Annotated in this window: 16 protein-coding genes; 8 read left to right on the top strand and 8 right to left on the bottom strand. The window is 73.3% G+C overall.

Annotation, left to right across the window (positions count from 1 at the left end; translation table 11 throughout):
• The first annotated feature begins 43 nt into the window (after positions 1–43).
• Positions 44–1,069: a helix-turn-helix domain-containing protein gene (locus BLS43_RS13600; RefSeq protein WP_093083728.1), complete on the top strand. Its 1,026-nt coding sequence runs from the start codon at positions 44–46 to the stop codon at positions 1,067–1,069.
• Positions 1,070–1,157: 88 nt separating this feature from the next.
• Complete coding sequence (locus BLS43_RS13595) at positions 1,158–2,210, top strand: alpha/beta fold hydrolase (protein ID WP_093083725.1); 1,053 nt, start codon at positions 1,158–1,160, stop codon at positions 2,208–2,210.
• Positions 2,211–2,217: 7 nt separating this feature from the next.
• Here BLS43_RS13595 and BLS43_RS13590 read toward each other — a convergent pair whose 3' ends face one another.
• Positions 2,218–2,814 carry a DUF4245 domain-containing protein gene (locus tag BLS43_RS13590; RefSeq protein ID WP_176921318.1) on the bottom strand — a complete coding sequence of 199 codons (597 nt, stop codon included), beginning with the start codon at positions 2,812–2,814 and terminating at the stop codon, positions 2,218–2,220.
• 179 nt (positions 2,815–2,993) lie between these two features.
• Here BLS43_RS13590 and glpX point away from each other — a divergent pair, with 179 nt between their 5' ends.
• The gene (glpX, locus tag BLS43_RS13585; protein WP_093083717.1) at positions 2,994–4,028 is read left to right on the top strand and encodes a class II fructose-bisphosphatase; all 1,035 of its coding nucleotides are present in this window, start codon (positions 2,994–2,996) and stop codon (positions 4,026–4,028) included.
• A 197-nt stretch (positions 4,029–4,225) separates the two neighbouring features.
• Here glpX and BLS43_RS13580 read toward each other — a convergent pair whose 3' ends face one another.
• Positions 4,226–5,005 (bottom strand): helix-turn-helix transcriptional regulator, encoded by a 780-nt coding sequence (locus tag BLS43_RS13580; RefSeq protein WP_093084238.1) that lies wholly within the window; start codon positions 5,003–5,005, stop codon positions 4,226–4,228.
• Positions 5,006–5,189: 184 nt separating this feature from the next.
• On the opposite strand from BLS43_RS13580, the gene BLS43_RS13575 reads away from it, so the two are divergent.
• On the top strand, positions 5,190–6,596 hold the full coding sequence (locus BLS43_RS13575; protein WP_093083714.1) for a class II fumarate hydratase: 1,407 nt from the start codon (positions 5,190–5,192) through the stop codon (positions 6,594–6,596).
• Between the two features lie 40 nt (positions 6,597–6,636).
• On the opposite strand, the gene BLS43_RS30525 is transcribed toward BLS43_RS13575, so the two are convergent.
• The 3 genes from BLS43_RS30525 to BLS43_RS13560 are packed head-to-tail and all read right to left on the bottom strand — an operon-like array spanning position 6,637 to position 9,368.
• Complete coding sequence (locus BLS43_RS30525) at positions 6,637–7,368, bottom strand: helix-turn-helix transcriptional regulator (RefSeq protein ID WP_093083711.1); 732 nt, start codon at positions 7,366–7,368, stop codon at positions 6,637–6,639.
• Positions 7,369–7,418: 50 nt separating this feature from the next.
• Positions 7,419–8,381, bottom strand: a complete 963-nt coding sequence (locus BLS43_RS13565; RefSeq protein ID WP_093083709.1) for a helix-turn-helix transcriptional regulator — start codon at positions 8,379–8,381, stop codon at positions 7,419–7,421.
• 24 nt (positions 8,382–8,405) lie between these two features.
• A complete protein-coding gene (locus BLS43_RS13560; RefSeq protein WP_093084235.1) occupies positions 8,406–9,368 on the bottom strand; it encodes an NADPH:quinone oxidoreductase family protein in 963 nt (320 codons plus the stop codon).
• A gap of 105 nt (positions 9,369–9,473) precedes the next feature.
• Here BLS43_RS13560 and BLS43_RS13555 point away from each other — a divergent pair, with 105 nt between their 5' ends.
• The gene (locus BLS43_RS13555; protein ID WP_093083706.1) at positions 9,474–10,982 is read left to right on the top strand and encodes an ATP-dependent DNA ligase; all 1,509 of its coding nucleotides are present in this window, start codon (positions 9,474–9,476) and stop codon (positions 10,980–10,982) included.
• A 126-nt stretch (positions 10,983–11,108) separates the two neighbouring features.
• Positions 11,109–12,548: a GuaB1 family IMP dehydrogenase-related protein gene (locus BLS43_RS13550; RefSeq protein ID WP_093083703.1), complete on the top strand. Its 1,440-nt coding sequence runs from the start codon at positions 11,109–11,111 to the stop codon at positions 12,546–12,548.
• 78 nt (positions 12,549–12,626) lie between these two features.
• Here the strand turns inward: BLS43_RS13550 and phoH2 are convergent, their stop codons facing one another.
• On the bottom strand, positions 12,627–13,973 hold the full coding sequence (phoH2, locus tag BLS43_RS13545) for an RNA 5'-3' helicase PhoH2 (RefSeq protein WP_093083700.1): 1,347 nt from the start codon (positions 13,971–13,973) through the stop codon (positions 12,627–12,629).
• Between the two features lie 241 nt (positions 13,974–14,214).
• A complete protein-coding gene (locus BLS43_RS13540; protein ID WP_176921317.1) occupies positions 14,215–15,486 on the bottom strand; it encodes a DUF885 domain-containing protein in 1,272 nt (423 codons plus the stop codon).
• Positions 15,487–15,790: 304 nt separating this feature from the next.
• Between BLS43_RS13540 and BLS43_RS13535 the strand changes: the two genes are divergently transcribed.
• Positions 15,791–16,123, top strand: a complete 333-nt coding sequence (locus BLS43_RS13535) for a hypothetical protein (protein ID WP_245707479.1) — start codon at positions 15,791–15,793, stop codon at positions 16,121–16,123.
• 272 nt (positions 16,124–16,395) lie between these two features.
• On the top strand, positions 16,396–16,734 hold the full coding sequence (locus tag BLS43_RS13530) for a hypothetical protein (RefSeq protein WP_093083692.1): 339 nt from the start codon (positions 16,396–16,398) through the stop codon (positions 16,732–16,734).
• Positions 16,735–16,824: 90 nt separating this feature from the next.
• Here BLS43_RS13530 and BLS43_RS13525 read toward each other — a convergent pair whose 3' ends face one another.
• Entirely contained in the window at positions 16,825–17,592 is a 768-nt protein-coding gene (locus BLS43_RS13525; protein ID WP_245707478.1) for an isoprenyl transferase, read from the bottom strand.
• Position 17,593: the final 1 nt, after the last annotated feature.

The following is a 17,593-nucleotide window of genomic DNA, read 5'->3' as shown; positions in this document are numbered from 1 at the left end:
GAACCACGGCCTAGGCTATGACCCGGGTCACGGGGAGGCGCCGGTGCAGGAGCTGTTGGGCCGTCTCGCCGCGCTCGATCCGAGCGCGAGCCTGGGCCTGCGCGTGATCGCGTGCTTCGACGAGCTGGTCGTGGGCAACGTGAACACCCGCGGCCTGCTCAGCGCCGCGGCCTCGCTGACCGGGTGCGTGGCGGGTTTCCGCCAGGACCACCCGCCCCGGACGCTGCGGATCGATCCCGGCGGGGAGCCCGTGGCGGGCGGCGGCCGGGGTGTCTCGCTGAGCGCGGACGGGCTCACGGTGTGGCTGGAGCGCACCGGCGAGCCGCACGCCAACGACGCGATCGTCCTGGAGCGGCTCGCGCTCGCCGTCCGGATCCGGCACAGCCGCGCCCGCCAGGGCCTCGACAACCGCCGTGACCTGCCGACCCTGCTCGACGGTGCCGCCCCGGTCGACGACCGCCGGGCCGCGGCGGGCCGGTTGGGGCTGGCCGCCACCGGCACGTACCGGGTGGTCGCCGCGCCGCTCTTCGCCACGTGGGGCGGGCACCCGACCGGCCCCGAGGACGTCGTCGGGACGCCCTTCGGGCCGCTGCACGCACTCGTCGTGCCCGGCGGCACCCGGTTGGACGCCTGCCCGGCGGGGATCGGACCCGCGGCGGGGGTCGACGAGCTGCACCGCTCGTTCCGCACCGCCGTCGTCGCGCTCCGGCTGTGCGCGCCGCCCGACACCCCGTCGGTGGACGCGGACTCCTACGGCGCCCTGATCGGCCTGCTCACCGACCTGCCCGCCGACGCGGTGCTGCCGGACGTGGATCTGCTCGACGCCATCACCGCCCAACCGTGGGGGCCCGCCACGCTCGACGCGCTGGTCAGAGCGGGCTCGGTCCGGCAGGCGGCGCGGCTGGGCGGGGTGCACCACAGCACCATGACCACGCGCGTCGAGGCGGTCGCGGCCGCGCTCGGCTTCGACCCGCTCGACGGCATCGGCCGGTCCCGTCTCGGCATCGCCTACCTCGTCTGGCGGCTGCGGCACAGCACGGTGCTGGATCTCCCGACACCTGGCGGGTGACGGGCGGAGAACCCCGTCGCCCCGTCGGTTCCCACGGGCCGAGCCGTACGGGAGGCTCGGGCCCCACACCGAGGTGAGGAGATCGACGATGATCGACAACCCCTTCTACTCCCACGAGTTCCACGGCGACTACGACCTGGTGTCGATCGGCAGGCTGGAGCTGGAGGAAGGCGGCGTGATCCCGGACTGCCGGCTGGCCGTGGCCACGTTCGGCACGCTGAACGAGGCGAAGGACAACGCCATCCTGGTGACGACCTGGTACTCGGGCACCCACCAGATCTGGCGGGACGCCTACATCGGCCCGGACCACGCGCTGAACCCCGACGAGTACTTCATCGTGGTGATCGACCAGATCGGCTCCGGGCTGTCGACGTCCCCGCACAACGCGCCGGACGAGATCTCCATGTCGAAGTTCCCGCGCGTCCGGATCGGTGACGACGTCGTCGCGCAGGAGCGCCTGCTCCGGGAGCACTTCGGGATCGAGACGCTGCAGCTCGTCGTCGGCGGGTCGATGGGCGCACAGCAGACCTACGAGTGGGCCGTCCGGTTCCCGGAGAAGGTGCTGCGCGCCGCGCCGATCGCGGGCACCGCGCAGAACACCCCGCACGACTTCCTCTACACGAAGGCGCTGGTCGACACGATCACGTGCGATCCGGGCTGGAACGGCGGGGAGTACGCGTCGAACACCGAGGTGGTCGACGGCCTGACCCGGCACGCGGGGATCTGGGCGGTCATGGGCTTCTCGACCGAGTTCTGGAAGCAGGAGGTGTGGCGGGCGCTGGACTTCGACTCGAAGGAGGCGTTCCTGGCCGGGTTCCTGGAGCCGTACTTCACCGCGATGGACCCCAACGACCTGCTGTGCATGGCGTGGAAGTGGCAGCGCGGGGACGTGGCCCGGCACACCGGCGGCGACCTCGACGCCGCGCTCGGCCGCATCACCGCACGCACCTTCGTGATGCCGATCGACGAGGACATGTTCTTCCCGGTGCGGGACTGCCGCGCCGAGCAGGAGAAGATCAAGACCTCGGAGCTGCGGGTCGTCGAGGACGTGCTGGGCCACCTCGGCCTGTTCGCCGTGGCCCCCACCTACATGCCGCAGATCGACGCCCACCTCGCCGAGCTGCTCGGGACGCGCGTGTAGCCGCCGGTCAGCCCGCGGCGGCGGGGAGCACCCGGCCGCGGGCGACCGCGTCCGCCAGGGTCTGGAAGTCGGCGTCGTCCGCGCTGCCGGTGACCAGCCAGCGGACGCCGTCCGGGGAGGTGGTGACGCGGAAGGGCTCGCCGCCGTCCACCTGGTAGACGACCCACTGCAGGCCGCCCGCCTGCACCACGCCGGTGCCCTGCAGTGGGCCGCCCGCCTCGGTGCGGACCAGGCCCTCCTCGGCGGCGTCGCTCTGCACGAGGCGCAGGTAGCGACCGCTCGGGGCGAGGTAGCCCACCCGGACCGCCGTGCCGCCGTCCGCGACCGGGCCGCGGTCGGTGGAGTTGGCCCGCCAGCCGTCGGGCAGGGTGGGGACGCGCAGCGGGAAGGCGGAGGCCCTCGCGAACTCGGCGAGCTGGGCGGGCGCGTCGACGGTCGGGCCCGCCGCCGGGTCGATCGTGGGGCCCGCGGGCGCGAAGCTGCAGGACCGCACCCCGCCCCCGATCAGCGCGATCACCACCAGGAACACCATCGCCCCCACCATGTCCCGCACGCGCAGCTGCGCGCGGGAGGGTTTGCTCGGCGGGGTCGGCTCGGTGCTCACGGGTCCATGGTCCCTCACGGAGAAGGAGCCTGCGGAGTCGACCATCCGAACGGAGAAGGACCGCATGGCCTCCGTCGCTCTTCACCCCGAAGGAGTGGGTGATCTGCGAGGATCGGTTCATCCCCCGCCGCCTCACGGCACGTGCGGGCGCGAGCAGTGAACCGAGCCAAGGAGGCCACATGCCCGAGCGTCGTCGAGAAGCTCCGGACCGCAACCTCGCCATGGAGCTGGTGCGAGTCACCGAGGCCGCCGCGATGGCTGCGGGGCGCTGGGTCGGCCGCGGGGACAAGAACGGCGGCGACGGGGCGGCCGTCGACGCGATGCGCCAGCTCATCGGCACCGTCTCGATGCGCGGGGTCGTCGTGATCGGCGAGGGCGAGAAGGACGAGGCGCCCATGCTGTTCAACGGCGAGCAGGTCGGCAACGGCGAGGGCGCCTGGTGCGACGTGGCGGTCGACCCGATCGACGGCACCACCCTGATGGCCAAGGGCATGCCGAACGCGCTGGCCGTCCTCGCGGTCGCCGAGCGGGACGCGATGTTCGACCCGTCCGCCGTGTTCTACATGGAGAAGATCGCGGTCGGGCCGGACGCGGCGGGCTCGATCGACATCACCAAGCCGGTGGGCGACAACATCCGCGCGGTGGCCAGGGCCAAGGAGATCGACGTCCGGGACGTCACGGTCACCATCCTCGACCGGCCCCGGCACGAGCAGCTGATCGCGGACGTCCGGGCCACCGGCGCCCGCATCCGGTTCATCTCCGACGGCGACGTGGCGGGGGCGATCGCCGCGGCGCGGCCGACCACCGGCGTGGACATGCTGGTGGGCATCGGCGGCACCCCGGAGGGGATCATCGCCGCCGCGGCGCTCAAGTGCATGGGCGGGGAGATCCAGGGCAGGCTCTGGCCGAAGGACGACGAGGAGCGCAGCAAGGCGGTCGCCGCGGGCCACGACCTGGACCGGGTGCTCACCACGAACGAGCTCGTGACCGGCGAGAACGTGTTCTTCTGCGCGACCGGGGTGACCGACGGCGACCTGCTGCGCGGCGTGCACTACCGGGCGGGCGGCTGCACCACGCAGTCCATCGTGATGCGCTCGAAGTCCGGCACGGTGCGGCTGATCGACGGCTACCACCGGCTCACGAAGCTGCGCGAGTACGCCTCGGTGGACTTCGGCCCCGACGAGGACGAGGCCGAGGACCGCCCGCTGCCGTAGGGGGTGGAGCCCGGCGCGGGGCCGTGCCCTGCCCCGCGCCGGATCAGGCACCGCGTGGGTGCCCGCCCCTGTGCCACCACCACGGGTGGTGGCTCGTCTTCATCCTGGCCCGATCCCCCGACTGGGATCATCCACAACTTTATGTATCCATCGGTTCCGCCGATCGGGGGATGCAGCGTCTCGAACAGCGCAATTTCTCACCCCGGCAGCTCTCCGTCCGCCACCAGGCCGAGCCGCTGGGCCCGCAGCACCGCGCTGAGCCGGTCCGCCACCCCGAGCTTGCCGTAGCAGCGTTCCAGGTGCTTGTGCACGGTCCGCTCGGCGATCCCCAGCCGGCGCGCGATCGCGGCGGCGGTGTGGCCTTCGGCGAGCAGGGCGAGCACGCCCCGCTCGCGGGGGGTGAGCTCGATGGCGGACGCGACGCGGTCGGCGCTCGCCGTCCGGATCGCCTTCGCGTACGCCCGGTACTGGCGGTCCAGCCCGTTGAGCACCCGCCAGACCCGTTCGGCCAGCGCCATCTGTGCGGGCCCGTAGACGTGCGGCCTGCCCACGACGAGCGTGCGCGGGGCGGCGCCCGGCCCGATCGGGAAGGCCAGCTGCTGCCCCGCGCCGCAGTCGCGCAGCAGTGCCGCGCCCTCCCCGAAGATCCGCAGGTCGACCAGGGCCGCCGGCACGTCCGCGGTCTGCATGACCGCGAGCCGCCCGGTGGCGCCCCAGAACTGCACGATCGGGTGGGTGTGGGTGTGGGCCGGCCCCCAGGCCAGCAGGTCGTCCCGATAGCCCCCGAGGCTCGCGTCGAGCGGCAGCACCCTGCCGTGCACGGTCCCGTCCGGCTGGAAGTCGTTGACCGCGACGACCGCGCTCTCGAAGGTGCGCCGCAGCATGTCGCACACCCGCTCCACGGGCAGCTCCGTCAGCGGCTCGCGGAGCAGGTCCGCGACGAACTCCAGCCAGTCCCCGTCGTCTCGCCCCGTCATGGTGCCCACGACCCCCTCCGACCCGACACCGCGCGTGATGGTTCGTCGGCAGGAGCCGCTCGTTAGCGGCTCGCGTACGTGGCGCGTCGAAACCGTCCGCCTGGCCGAAGATCGGGTCCACCCACGGGTGTAATCCCGGCCATGCGGAGCAGTGGTGAGGGCACCCTGAGTGGAGGATGGAGACATGAGCGACTCCAGTGACGGGTTCCGCATCGAGCACGACACCATGGGCGAGGTCCGCGTCCCGGTCGACGCGTTGTACCGCGCGCAGACGCAGCGGGCGGTCGAGAACTTCCCCATCTCGGGGCGGGGCCTGGAGCGCGCCCAGATCCGCGCGCTCGGCCTGGTCAAGGGCGCCGCGGCGCGGGTGAACGGCCGGATCGGGGTGCTGGACGAGAAGCTCGCCGCCGCGATCGCCGCGGCCGCCGACGAGGTCGCGGCGGGCGCCCACGACGGGCACTTCCCCGTGGACGTCTTCCAGACCGGGTCGGGCACCAGCTCGAACATGAACGCCAACGAGGTGATAGCCACCCTGGCCACCCGGGCGTCCGGCACCGACGTGCACCCGAACGACCACGTGAACGCGTCGCAGTCCAGCAACGACGTGTTCCCCACGACGATCCACGTGGCGGCCTCCGAGGCGCTCGCGACGGACGTCGTGCCCGCGTTGGAGCATCTCGCGGGGACCCTGCGCACCCGGGCGGCGGACTGGGCGGACGTCGTCAAGGCGGGCCGCACGCACCTGATGGACGCCGTGCCGATCACGCTCGGCCAGGAGGCGGGCGGCTGGGCCACCCAGGTCGAGTACGGGGTCGCCCGGGTGCAGGACGTGCTCCCCCGGCTCGGCATGCTCCCCATCGGCGGCACCGCCGTCGGCACGGGCCTCAACGCACCCGACGGGTTCGGCGCAGGCGTCGTCGAGGAGCTGCGGGCGGCGACCGGGCTGGACTCGCTCACCGAGGCGCCGGACCACATCGAGGCGCAGGGCTCGCGCGACGGGCTGGTGGAGGCGTCCGGCGCGCTGCGGACCGTGGCCGTGTCCCTCTACAAGATCGCCAACGACCTGCGCTGGCTCTCCTCCGGGCCGCGCACGGGCCTGGCCGAGATCCACCTGCCCGACCTGCAGCCCGGCTCGTCGATCATGCCCGGCAAGGTCAACCCGGTGATCTGCGAGGCCACGATGATGGTGGCGGCGCAGGTGATCGGCAACGACGCGACCGTCGCGTTCTCCGGGACCCAGGGCAACCTCGAGCTGAACGTGATGATGCCGGTCATGGCGCGCAACGTCCTGGAGTCCGCCCGCCTGCTCTCGAACGCCGCGCGGCTGCTGGCGGACAAGGTGATCGCCGGGACCGAGGCCGACCTCGACCGCACCCGCGAGTACGCCGAGTCCAGCCCGAGCATCGTCACCCCGCTGAACAAGTACATCGGCTACGAGGAGGCGGCGAGCATCGCCAAGCAGTCGCTGAAGGAGCGCCGCACCATCCGTGACGTCGTCCTGGAGCGCGGCCACGTGGTGAACGGCGCGCTGACCGAGCAGCAGCTGGACGAGGCCCTCGACGTCCTGAACATGGCCCACGGCGGCCGCTGAACCCGTGAGCGGCGATGGTCGCCGGGGCGACCATCGCCGCTCACGGGTCGACGAGGCCGAGGGTCTGGGCCCGGAGCACCGCCGCGAGCCGGTCCTTCACGCCGAGCTTCAGGTAGCAGCGTTCGAGGTGTTTCTGCACCGTCCGCGGGCTGATCCCGAGCCTGCGGGCGATGGTGCCCGCGGTCAGGCCCTGCGCGAGCAGCCCCAGGACCGCCCGTTCGCGCGGGGTCAGCAGGGTCTGGGCACCCGCGACACCCCGGCCCGCGGTCACGGCGGCCAGCGCGGAGACCTGCCGCTCCAGGCCGGACAGCAGCCGCCACAGCCGCTCGGCGAGCGCGAGCTCGCCCGGCCCCCACACCTGCTCCCGGCCGAGCACGAAGGAGCGGCTCATCGCGGGGGTGGCGCGCAGCGGGATCGCGAGCTGCTGCGCCGCCGAGCAGGCCGCGGCGAGGTCCCGCCCGCCCTCGGCCAGCCAGCGGACCCGGTGACCGGCCGGGGTGTCGGCGATCTGGCGCGGGGTGCACACCCCGGTGGCGCGGTAGAAGCTCAGCAGCGGGTGCTCGGCGCGGGCCCGGTGGGTGCTCCACCGCAGCAGCTCCGGCGCCGAGGCGCCCAGCCCGCCGTCCCACAGCCGGTGGCGCAGCGGTTCCCGCGGCTCGAGCTCGCTGAAGCTCACCCCCGCCGCCTCGAACGTGGCCAGGAGCTGCGGGCCGACCCGGTCGACCGGCAGCTCGACCAGCGGCTCGGTGAGCAGGGCCGCGACCAGCTCCATCCACTCGCATTCGACCCGTGTGGTCCCCACGGGGAACGGAGCGCGCGGCGCTACGCGCTGATACCGGACCGGCCGAAGCGGGCGGCCCACTCCTGGACCCGCTCGGTCAGCGCGTCGGGCGAGCGCACCTCGAACTCGGCGCCGCAGGCGCCCAGCGCGAAGACCGGCCAGTCGAGGTCGTCGCCGCTCATCCGCAGCACGCAGCGGTCCGGGCCGTCCGGTTCGATCACCGCCCACCGGTCGAGGTGCGCCAGCGCCGCGGCCGGGGCGTGGACCAGCACCTCCACCTCGTACGCCGCAGGCCTGCCGCGGATCCCCTGCTTGACGAAGTCCGCGGCGTCGGCCGTCGGCAGCTCCCGCGGCCGGAACCGCGCCCCCGTCCGGTTCGGCCCGGTCAGCCGGTCCAGGCGGAACGTGCGCCAGTCGTGGCGGTCGAGGTCGTAGGCGACCAGGTACCAGCGCCTGCCCAGCGGCACCAGCCGGTGCGGCTCGACGTGACGCCGGGCGGGCTGCGCGGCCCGTGCGGTGTAGTCGAACTCCAGCCGCTCGGTGTCCCGACACGCCTGCGCGACGACGATCAGGGCCTCCGGATCGAGCGGCTCGTCCCGCCGCCCACCCCAGGTCGTCGACACGGTCACCCCGCGCAGCGCGTCCACCCGCTTGCGCAGCCGGGGCGGCATGACCTGGACGACCTTGGTCAGCGCCCGCAGCGCGGGCTCCTCGATGCCCGCCACGGCGCCCTGGGCGGCCGCCTGCATCCCGACGGCGAGGGCGACCGCCTCCTCGTCGTCGACCACGAGCGGGGGCAGCGCGGCCCCCGCGGCGAGCTGGTACCCGCCGTCGACGCCGCGGTGGGCGTTGACCGGGTAGCCGAGCTCGCGGAGCCGGTCGACGTCTCGCCGCAGCGTGCGTGGGGAGACCTCGAGCCGGTCCGCGAGCTCCGGGCCCGGCCAGTACCGGTGGGTCTGCAGCAACGACAACAACCGCAGGGTGCGCTCACCGGTCGAGGCCATGGCCCCAGTATCGCGGCGTTCCGGTCAGGAACCGACCTCAATGACGTACTTGCCCAGGACGCTGCGCTCACCCAGCCCCGCGACGGCCTCGCCCGCCCGCTCCAGCGGGAACGTGCCGCCGATGGGCGGGTCGACCTGACCGGACTCCAGGTACGGGATCAGCTTGTCCCACTCGCGGCGGACGTAGCCCTCGCGCGGCATCGCGTACGCACCCCAGCCGACGCCGCGGACGTCGATGTTGTTGAGCAGCAGCCGGTTCACCTTCACCGTCGGGATGTCGCCCGCGGTGAACCCGATGACCAGCATCCGGCCCAGCGGGTTCAGGCAGCGCAGCGAGTCGGTGAAGCGGTCCCCACCCACCGGGTCGACGACCATGTCGACGCCCCCGAGCGCCTTGACCGCGTCCTTGAACCCGTCGACCAGCACGGCCTCGTCGGAGCCGACGGAGCGCACGAAGTCCGCCTTCTCGGGGCTGGAGACGACCGAGATCACCCTGGCCCCCAGCGCCTTCGCCAGCTGGATGGTCGCCGTGCCGATGCCGCCCGCGGCCCCCTGGACGAGCACCGACTCGCCCTTCTGCAGCCCGCCGCGGGTGATCAGCGCGAACGTCATCGTCAGGTAGTTCATCGGCAGGCAGGCGCCCGCGGCGAACCCGACGGCGCCCGGCAGCGGGAAGACGCTGTTCACCGGCACGGCCGCCAGCTCGGCGAACGCCCCGGTGGGCGACGAGGCCACGACCCGGTCACCGGACCGGAACTCCGAGTCGGCGGGGGCCTCGCGGACCACGCCCGCCAGCTCACCGCCGAGGGTGAACGGCACCTCCGGCTTGTCCTGGTACTTGTCCTGGGTCAGCAGGAGATCGGGGAAGTTGACCCCGGCCGCCTTCACCTCGACGAGTACCTCGCCCGGCCCGGCGGTCGCGTCCGGGACCTCGCCGATCTCGAGGGCCTGCGGCCCGTCCGTGCGGGTCACCCGTGCTGCGCGCATGCAGTGCTCCTTCTCGCGGAATGACCGCACCATAGCCGTCCTGAACGTTCGTTCACGAGCGTCCGGCGGGCGGCGATCGTCGGTGGGCTGTGCTGTGATGCGGTCGTGCTGCTGAACACGGTGGTCGAGACCTCGGCCGCGGTCGGCGCCACCCGCTCGCGCAAGGCGAAGACGGAGGCGCTGGCCGCGGTGCTGCGGGCGTGCGCGGTCGAGGAGATCGCGCCGGTCACGGCGTGGCTGTCCGGGGAGCCGCTGCAGGGGCGGCTCGGCGTCGGGTTCCGCACGCTGTCGGGATCGCGGCCCGCCCCGGCCGCGGAGCCGTCGCTGACCGTCCTCGCGGTCGACGCACTGCTGTCCGCGCTGGCCGGGACGTCGGGAGCGGGGTCCACCGCGCGGCGGTCCGCGCTGCTCGCGGAGCTGTGGGGCGCGGCCGTCGACGCGGAGCAGCGGTTCCTCGTGCGGCTGATCGGCGGCGAGCTGCGCCAGGGCGCGCTCGAGGGCGTGATGGTGGAGGCGATCGCCCTCGCCGCGGACGTGCCCGCACCGGTGGCCCGCCGGGCGTTCATGCTGTCCGGGTCGCTGCCGTCGACCGCGGCGCTCGCCCTGACCGACGGGGTGGCGGGGCTGGCGGCGGTGCGGCTCGAGGTCGGGCGGCCGGTGCGGCCGATGCTCGCCTCCCCCGGCGCCTCCCTGGACGCGGCGCTGGAGTCGCTCGGGGCGGACGTCACGGTCGAGTACAAGCTGGACGGTGCCCGGATCCAGGTGCACCGGGACGGCGAGTCGGTCCGCGTGTGGACCCGGACCCTGCGCGAGATCACCGCCGCCGTGCCCGAGCTGGTCGAGCACGTGCGGGCGCTGCCCTGCACGTCCGCGGTGCTCGACGGTGAGACCCTCGCCCTGTCCGACGACGGTCGCCCCCGCAAGTTCCAGGACACCATGTCCCGCTTCGGGTCCGACGGGTCGGAGGAGGTCCTGCTCTCCCCGTTCTTCTTCGACCTGCTGCACCTGGACGGGCAGGACCTGCTCGACGCGCCGCTCGCGCAGCGGCTCGACGCGCTGGCGGGCCTGCTCCCCCCGGAGCTCGCCATGCCCGGGGTGCGGCGCCCCTCCGCCGAGGAGGCCGCGGACGTGCTCGACGGGGCGTTGACGGCGGGGCACGAGGGCGTCGTCGTCAAGGCGCTGGACGCGCCCTACGCCGCGGGCAGGCGCGGGAAGTCGTGGCAGAAGGTCAAACCGGTGCACACCCTGGACCTGGTGGTGATCGGCGCGGAGTGGGGCTACGGGCGGCGCACCGGGCTGCTGTCCAACATCCACCTCGCGGCCCGGGACCCCGACGGCGGCCCGCCGGTCATGGTGGGCAAGACGTTCAAGGGCATGACCGACGAGCTGCTGGCCTGGCAGACGAAGGAGTTCCCCGGGCTCGCCGTCCACGACGACGGGCACGTGGTCGAGCTGCGCCCGCAGCTGGTCGTCGAGATCGCCCTGGACGGGGCGCAGCGGTCGGTCCGCTACCCCGGCGGCGTCGCGCTGCGCTTCGCCCGGGTCCTGCGCTACCGCCCCGACAAGACCCCCGCCGAGGCGGACACCCTCGACTCGGTCCAGGCCCTGCTGTAGCGGGCATGATCCGTCCGCCGGGTGTGAGGCGGTCGCTCACCGACCGGCAGGCTCCCCGAGCGTGGATCATGCCGAGTTCTGCGGGCGCCGACATATATCCGCCGAAGCGAGTACGCTTCTCTCACCGTGCGCTTCCTCGACGGGCACGAGCCCCGTACCGACCTCACCTACGACGACGTCTTCCTCGTCCCGAGTCGGTCCACCGTGACCTCCCGCTTCGACGTCGACCTCACCACCGCGGACGGGACCGGGGCGACCGTGCCCGTGGTCGCGGCCAACATGACGGCGGTCGCGGGGCGTCGGATGGCGGAGACGCTGGCCCGCCGCGGAGCCCTGACCGTCCTGCCGCAGGACGTCGCGCCGTCGGCCGTCGCGGGGATCGTGTCCTGGCTGAAGTCCCGGCATCCGGTGTGGGACACCCCGCTCGTCCTGCGCACCGGGGACGCGGTGGCGGACGCGCTGAACCTGCTGCCCAAGCGGGCGCACGACACCGTCGTGGTCGTCGACGACGGCGGCCGCCCCGTCGGCACCGTCAACGAGGCCGCCTGCCAGGGCGTCGACCGGTTCACCCGGCTCGCGGACGTGCTCGACCCCTCCACCGTCCAGCTGCCGCTCGGCACCGCGCCGCGGGAGGTCTTCGACGCCCTCGGCGGCAGCGGCGTCGCCCTGGGCCTGGACGACGAGGGGCGGCTCGCCGGGCTGCTCACCTCGCTCGGCGCGATCCGGGCCGGGATCTACACGCCGGCGTTGGACGCCCAGGGTCGGCTGCGCACCGCCGCCGCGATCGGGATCAACGGCGACGTGCCGACCAAGGCGAAGGCGCTGCTCGACGCGGGGGTCGACGTCCTCGTCGTCGACACCGCACACGGGCACCAGGACAAGATGATCGAGGCGCTGCGGGCCGTGCGCGCGGTCGTGCGGGACTCCGGGCTGTCGGTGCCGATCGCGGCGGGCAACGTCGTGACGGCCGCCGGGGTCCGCGACCTCGCCGAGGCGGGCGCCGACGTGATCAAGGTCGGCGTCGGGCCGGGCGCGATGTGCACCACGCGGATGATGACCGGCGTGGGGCGTCCGCAGTTCTCCGCGGTGCTGGAGTGCGCGGCGGCCGCGCGCGAGGAGGGCGTGACCGTCTGGGCGGACGGCGGGGTGCGGTTCCCGCGGGACGTCGCGCTCGCCCTCTCCGCGGGGGCGGCCTCGGTGATGATCGGCTCCTGGCTGGCGGGCACCTACGAGTCCCCCGGCGACCTGCAGCGAGACGAGCAGGGCCGGCCCTACAAGGAGTCGTTCGGCATGGCCTCGAAGCGGGCGGTCAGCGCGCGCACCCGGGGCGACAACGACTTCGATCGGGCGCGCAAGGGCCTGTTCGAGGAAGGCATCTCCAGCTCGCGCCAGCACCTCGACCCGGCCCGCCCGGGCGTCGAGGACGTGCTCGACGGGATCGCCGCCGGCGTCCGCAGCGCCTGCACCTACGCGGGCGCGCGATCGCTGAACGAGCTCCACGAGCGAGCGGTGGTCGGCATCCAGACGGTCGCCGGCTTCACCGAGGGCACCCCGCACGGCCTCTGAGCCCCCGCCGCACCCGACCCGGCACGAACGGCGCGCTCGCTCACCAGGTGTGAACGAACGCGCCGTTCGCTGCTCGAGCTAGGCGTTCGGGCCCTCCAGCATCTCCGTCACCAGCGCGGCGATGGGGCTGCGCTCGGACCGGGTGAGCGTGACGTGGGCGAACAACGGGTGGCCCTTCAGCTTCTCGATCACCGCGGCGATCCCGTCGTGGCGGCCCACGCGCAGGTTGTCCCGCTGGGCCACGTCGTGGGTGAGGACCACGCGGCTCGCGGTGCCCAGGCGGGACAGCACCGTCAGGAGCACGTTGCGCTCCAGGGACTGCGCCTCGTCGACGATCACGAACGTGTCGTGCAGGGAGCGGCCGCGGATGTGGGTCAGCGGCAGGACCTCCAGCATGCCCCGCGCGATGATCTCGTCGAGGACGTTCTGGCTGACCAGGGCACCGAGGGTGTCGAACACCGCCTGGGCCCAGGGGCCCATCTTCTCCGACTCGCTGCCGGGCAGGTACCCGAGCTCCTGGCCCCCGACGGCGTACAGCGGCCGGAAGACCACGATCTTGCGGTGCTGCTGGCGCTCCATGACGGCTTCGAGGCCGGCCAGCAGCGCGAGCGCGGACTTCCCCGTCCCGGCCCGTCCGCCCAGCGAGACGATCCCGACCTCGGGGTCGAGCAGGAGGTCGAGCGCGACCCGCTGTTCGGCGGAGCGCCCGTGCAGGCCGAAGGCCTCGCGGTCCCCGCGGACCAGCTTGATCTGCTTGTCGGGCGTGACCCGGCCCAGCGCCGACTGCGTGCCGCCGATCAGCCGGATGCCCGTGTTGCAGGGCAGCTCGGCCGCCTCGGCGTTGTCCAGCACACCGTCGCGGAACAGCCGGTCCACGTCCTCCGCGGCCACCTCGACGTCCGCCATCCCCGTCCAGCCCGAGGGGACGACGTCCTGGCCGTGGTACTCGTCGGCGGGCAGACCCACCGCGGCGGCCTTGACCCGCAGCGGCATGTCCTTGGTGACGAGCACGACCTGGCGCGAGGTGCCGTAGTCCGCCTGGAGGTTGAGCGCACAGGCGAGGATCCGGCTGTCGTTGCTGTCCGTGCGGAATCCGCTCGGCAACACCGACTGGTCGCTGTGGTTCAGCTCCACGTGCAGGGTTCCGCCCGCCTCGCCGATCGGCACGGGTGCGTCGAGGCGTCCGTGGCGGATCCGGAGGTCGTCGAGCTGGCGGAGCGCCGCACGGGCGAACCAGCCGAGCTCGGGGTGGTGTCGCTTGCCCTCGAGCTCGGAGATCACCACGAGCGGCAGGACGACCTGGTGCTCGTCGAACCGGGTCAGCGACCACGGGTCGGACAGGAGTACCGAGGTGTCGAGCACGAAGCAACGAGCAGCGGTGGAGTCGCTGTTCGCGTGAGCCGGGGCCGTACGACGTTCGGTCACGGGTGCTCCCTCGTGAGCGCGGCACCGCGCCCACTGTTCCGGTGGGCCGGCCGGCCCTGATGCGGGTGCACGAGCTGGGCTCGCACGCCCGCGAGGGCCGGGTGCCGGCCCTCTCGGGTGCTTCGCAACACCACGTTCAGGGCCTCCCCGGACGATGCGATCGGGACGCACCGCCACCGCAGACGCTACTAGCGGTCACCCTCATGCGGTCAAGGGTGACCTGGCGTACCCGCCCCGAGATTTAACAGAACGGCCGACCGCTCATCGCGTGATCGACACCGTCCGTCGCGGTCAGACCCCTTTCGGGTGACGGCCGGGCGGCCGATCCCGGCGGGGCCGGAGGAACCAGTGCCGCCGGGGTCAGTGGCTCGGCCAGCAACCTGCGGAAACGCGGAGCGTGACCGGCCCAGAACGCCCGGACCAGCGGGAACCCGATCACATAGGTCGCCGTGTAAGCCCGCCACCGCGGATCGGTGACGAAGCGCATGACGCGCTCGGTGCGGGCGTCGTCGAGCAGGAGCCAGCGCCGGAGATGGTCGCGTGCGGCATCCGGGTCGTTCCTCAGCGCGGCGTCCAATCGGACGTGTTGCAGCGGCAGCATGGCCGCGTCGAGCGCCTCGGCGAGGGCACCGTCCGTGTGCACTCCGGCGTCCGCCAGCACGTCCGCCGCCCACGGCCCCCACCCCGGCCCGACGACGGCGTCGAGCGCCAGGTCCGCCGCCCCCTCGACGACGAGGGCGCGCGGCCCGTGGGTGAGGCTCAGCGCCCGCTCGGGGTCCCGTGCGGCGGCCCGGTGGAGGTGCTCGACGTGGTGGCCGGGGTAGGTCTCGTGGGCGACGAGGCGGGCGAGCTGCCCGGCGCGCAGCGGCGCGTCCGCGCTGAAGCGCGCGACGGACCGGCCCGCCCCGAGGTACCGGGTGAACCCGCTCCACGGTCTGCCCTCGACGAGCTCGATCCGCACGCCCTCGTCTCCCGGGAGCTCGACCACGTTCCGGCAACGGTCGCGCAGCGCGGCCGCCAGCGCGCGGACCGCGCGTGCGCGCTGCGGCGGCGGCACCTCGTCCGCGCTGCGCAGGGCCGCGAGCCGGGCGGCGAGGGGACCGGGTCCGGGCAGCAGCTCGGCCACCCTGCGGTGCGCCTCCCGGTAGCGGTCCGGGTCCCCCGGCCGCACCACCACGCCGTAGGTCTCCCGGATCTCCTCGGCCACGGTCCCGCCGGTCTCCCGCGCGGCGTAGGCGAGCGCCTGCAGCTCTCCGGCCAGGAAGGCGCGCCGCACGGGCGGGAGGTCGACGTACTCCAGCGTCCGCCGGAGCCGCTCCGCCGCCGCGGCGAGCTCGCGCAGGGCGGGCCGCGGCTCGTCCCGCACGTGCCTGCGCAGCGCCGGGTCCCCCGTCCACGACTCGATCAGCCCGGGCCGCACGCGGTCCAACCGCAGCGCGAGCAGCGCGATGTCACGTGCCACCACCGTGACCGTGGCCCGACCCGCCCGCATCCCGGTCACGCTACCCGCCACCGGGCGTCTCCACGATCGTGCGCGGCGCCTGCGCGGAGGAGTGAGCCGACCACGTTCCGTCTCCCGGAAAGCCCGAAATCGGGAGCGCGCGGACTGCGAAATACACTCGAATCAGGGAATAACCGAACACAGGGTTGCGGACCCACACGATGGTGGTAGGAGATTTGTCCACGCTCCCGCATCGGGATAGTTTTCTCCTCAGTCAGCGCGGGCTCCCCGGTCGGGCGCTGACGCGAATGGAGCCGGTCCGCCGGCCCCCGCACTTAACAGGAGAAGAACTGTGCTGAAGAAGGCTGGAATCGTCGTGGCCGGCGTTGCCGCGTCCCTCGTCGCCCTCTCCCCGCTCGCCTTCGCCGGCGAGGCCCACCACGAGGGCGGCAAGCACGTCGGCATCGACCGCTCGGGCTCGGGTCTGGTCAACCTCTCGGGCAACGACGCGAACGTGCCGTTCCAGGTCTGCAACAACGACGTCCCGGTCAACGCCGGCGTCGGCGCCGTGCAGGGCAACGTCAAGGACCTGGCCGGCGCGCTGACCGGTGCGGCCGCGCTGTTCGGCAAGTCGTCCGCCTCGACCGACATCGCGACCGACACCGACCGCTCCTGCGGCCAGAAGTCGGGCGCGGGCGACTCGCTCTGAGCTGAGTCCCACGCACGACCGGTGACGAGCCGGGTCCGCTTCGGCGGGCCCGGCTCTCCGCATTCTTGTCAGAATTCGGCGACGAATTCCGGATCACCCGTTCGAGACCGTAACCTCGCTCGCGAAAAAGTCATGACACGAACGGGTCATACGATTTCTCATCAACCGCCCAGACGCCATAAACTCCGTTCCAGTCGGTGCGGGCTCCCCGGTCGCACACCGACTCGTCTGGGCCCGAGAACTCGAGCCCTCGACTCACAGGAGAAGTTCACGTGCTGAAGAAGATCGCCGTCGTCGCCGCCGCCTCGGCCGCCTCGGCCGTCGCCCTCGCCCCCGTCGCGTTCGCGCACGAGAGCTCGACCGGCATCGACCGCTCGGGCAAGGGCCTGATCAACGTCTCCGGCAACGACGTCAACGTGCCGATCCAGGCCTGCAACAACGACGTCCCGGTCAACGCCGGCTTCCTCGCGGGCCAGGCCAACGCCAAGGACATCGTCGGTGCCGCCACCGGCGCCCTGGGCCTGTTCGGCAAGGCGAAGGCCGACACCGCGATCGCCACCGACACCGACCGCTCCTGCGGCCAGATCTCGGGCGCGGGCGACTCGCTCTGAATCCGAGCTGACTGAGCTCGATCCTCCGGAGGGCGTCGGACCACACGGTCCGGCGCCCTTCGGCGTGTCCGGGGTCCGGTCGGGCTCCGGTCAGGCTCCGTACCGGCGGTGGCGGGCGGCGTAGTCCCGCAGCGCGCGGAGGAAGTCCACGCGGCGGAACTCGGGCCAGTAAGCCTCGCAGAAGTGGAACTCCGAGTGGGCGCTCTGCCACAGCAGGAAGCCGGAGAGCCGCTGCTCCCCCGACGTCCGGATCACCAGGTCCGGGTCGGGTTGGCCGGAGGTGTAGAGGTGCGCGGCGATGTGGTCGACGTCGAGGACCTCGGCCAGCTCCTCGATCGACGTCCCGGACTCCGCGTGCTGCAACAGCAGCTTGCGGACGGCGTCCGCGATCTCCTGCCTGCCGCCGTAGCCGACGGCGACGTTGAGCTGCAGCCCCGGGCGGTCCGCGGTGCGGGCCGCGGCCGCGGCGAGCCGCTCGGCCATGGGCGCGGGCAGCAGCTCCAACGCACCGACGACCCGCAGCCGCCACGGCGTCGTCGGGCCGCTGAGCTCGTCCACGACGTCCGCGATGATGTCGAGCAGCGGGACGAGCTCGTCGTCCGGCCGGTTCAGGTTGTCGGTCGAGAGCAGGAACAGCGTGACGACCTCGACCTGCGCCTCGGTACACCATCCGAGCAGGTCGGAGATCTTGGCGGCACCGGCTCGGTGGCCGTCGTTGACGTCCTCCAGCCCCGCGTCACGGGCCCAGCGCCGGTTGCCGTCGAGCATCAGGGCCACATGGCGCGGCCGGGCGAGGCCTGCCAGTCGCCGGGCGAGCCTCGCCTCGTAGGTCGAGTAGAGCAGGTCACGAACACCCACG

It is taken from the genome of Pseudonocardia oroxyli (assembly GCF_900102195.1).
GTDB lineage: Bacteria > Actinomycetota > Actinomycetes > Mycobacteriales > Pseudonocardiaceae > Pseudonocardia > Pseudonocardia oroxyli.
Note: the sequence above shows the minus strand (reverse complement) of the source record. Positions and strands in the feature narration are given on the sequence as shown.

Coding starts and splice junctions, on each gene's coding strand:
- BLS43_RS13595 (WP_093083725.1), top strand. CDS start 1,158: ATGATCGACAACCCCTTCTACTCCCACGAGTTCCACGGCGACTACGAC.
- glpX (WP_093083717.1), top strand. CDS start 2,994: ATGCCCGAGCGTCGTCGAGAAGCTCCGGACCGCAACCTCGCCATGGAG.
- BLS43_RS13580 (WP_093084238.1), bottom strand. CDS start 5,005: ATGACGGGGCGAGACGACGGGGACTGGCTGGAGTTCGTCGCGGACCTG.
- BLS43_RS13575 (WP_093083714.1), top strand. CDS start 5,190: ATGAGCGACTCCAGTGACGGGTTCCGCATCGAGCACGACACCATGGGC.
- BLS43_RS30525 (WP_093083711.1), bottom strand. CDS start 7,368: ATGGAGCTGGTCGCGGCCCTGCTCACCGAGCCGCTGGTCGAGCTGCCG.
- BLS43_RS13565 (WP_093083709.1), bottom strand. CDS start 8,381: ATGGCCTCGACCGGTGAGCGCACCCTGCGGTTGTTGTCGTTGCTGCAG.
- BLS43_RS13560 (WP_093084235.1), bottom strand. CDS start 9,368: ATGCGCGCAGCACGGGTGACCCGCACGGACGGGCCGCAGGCCCTCGAG.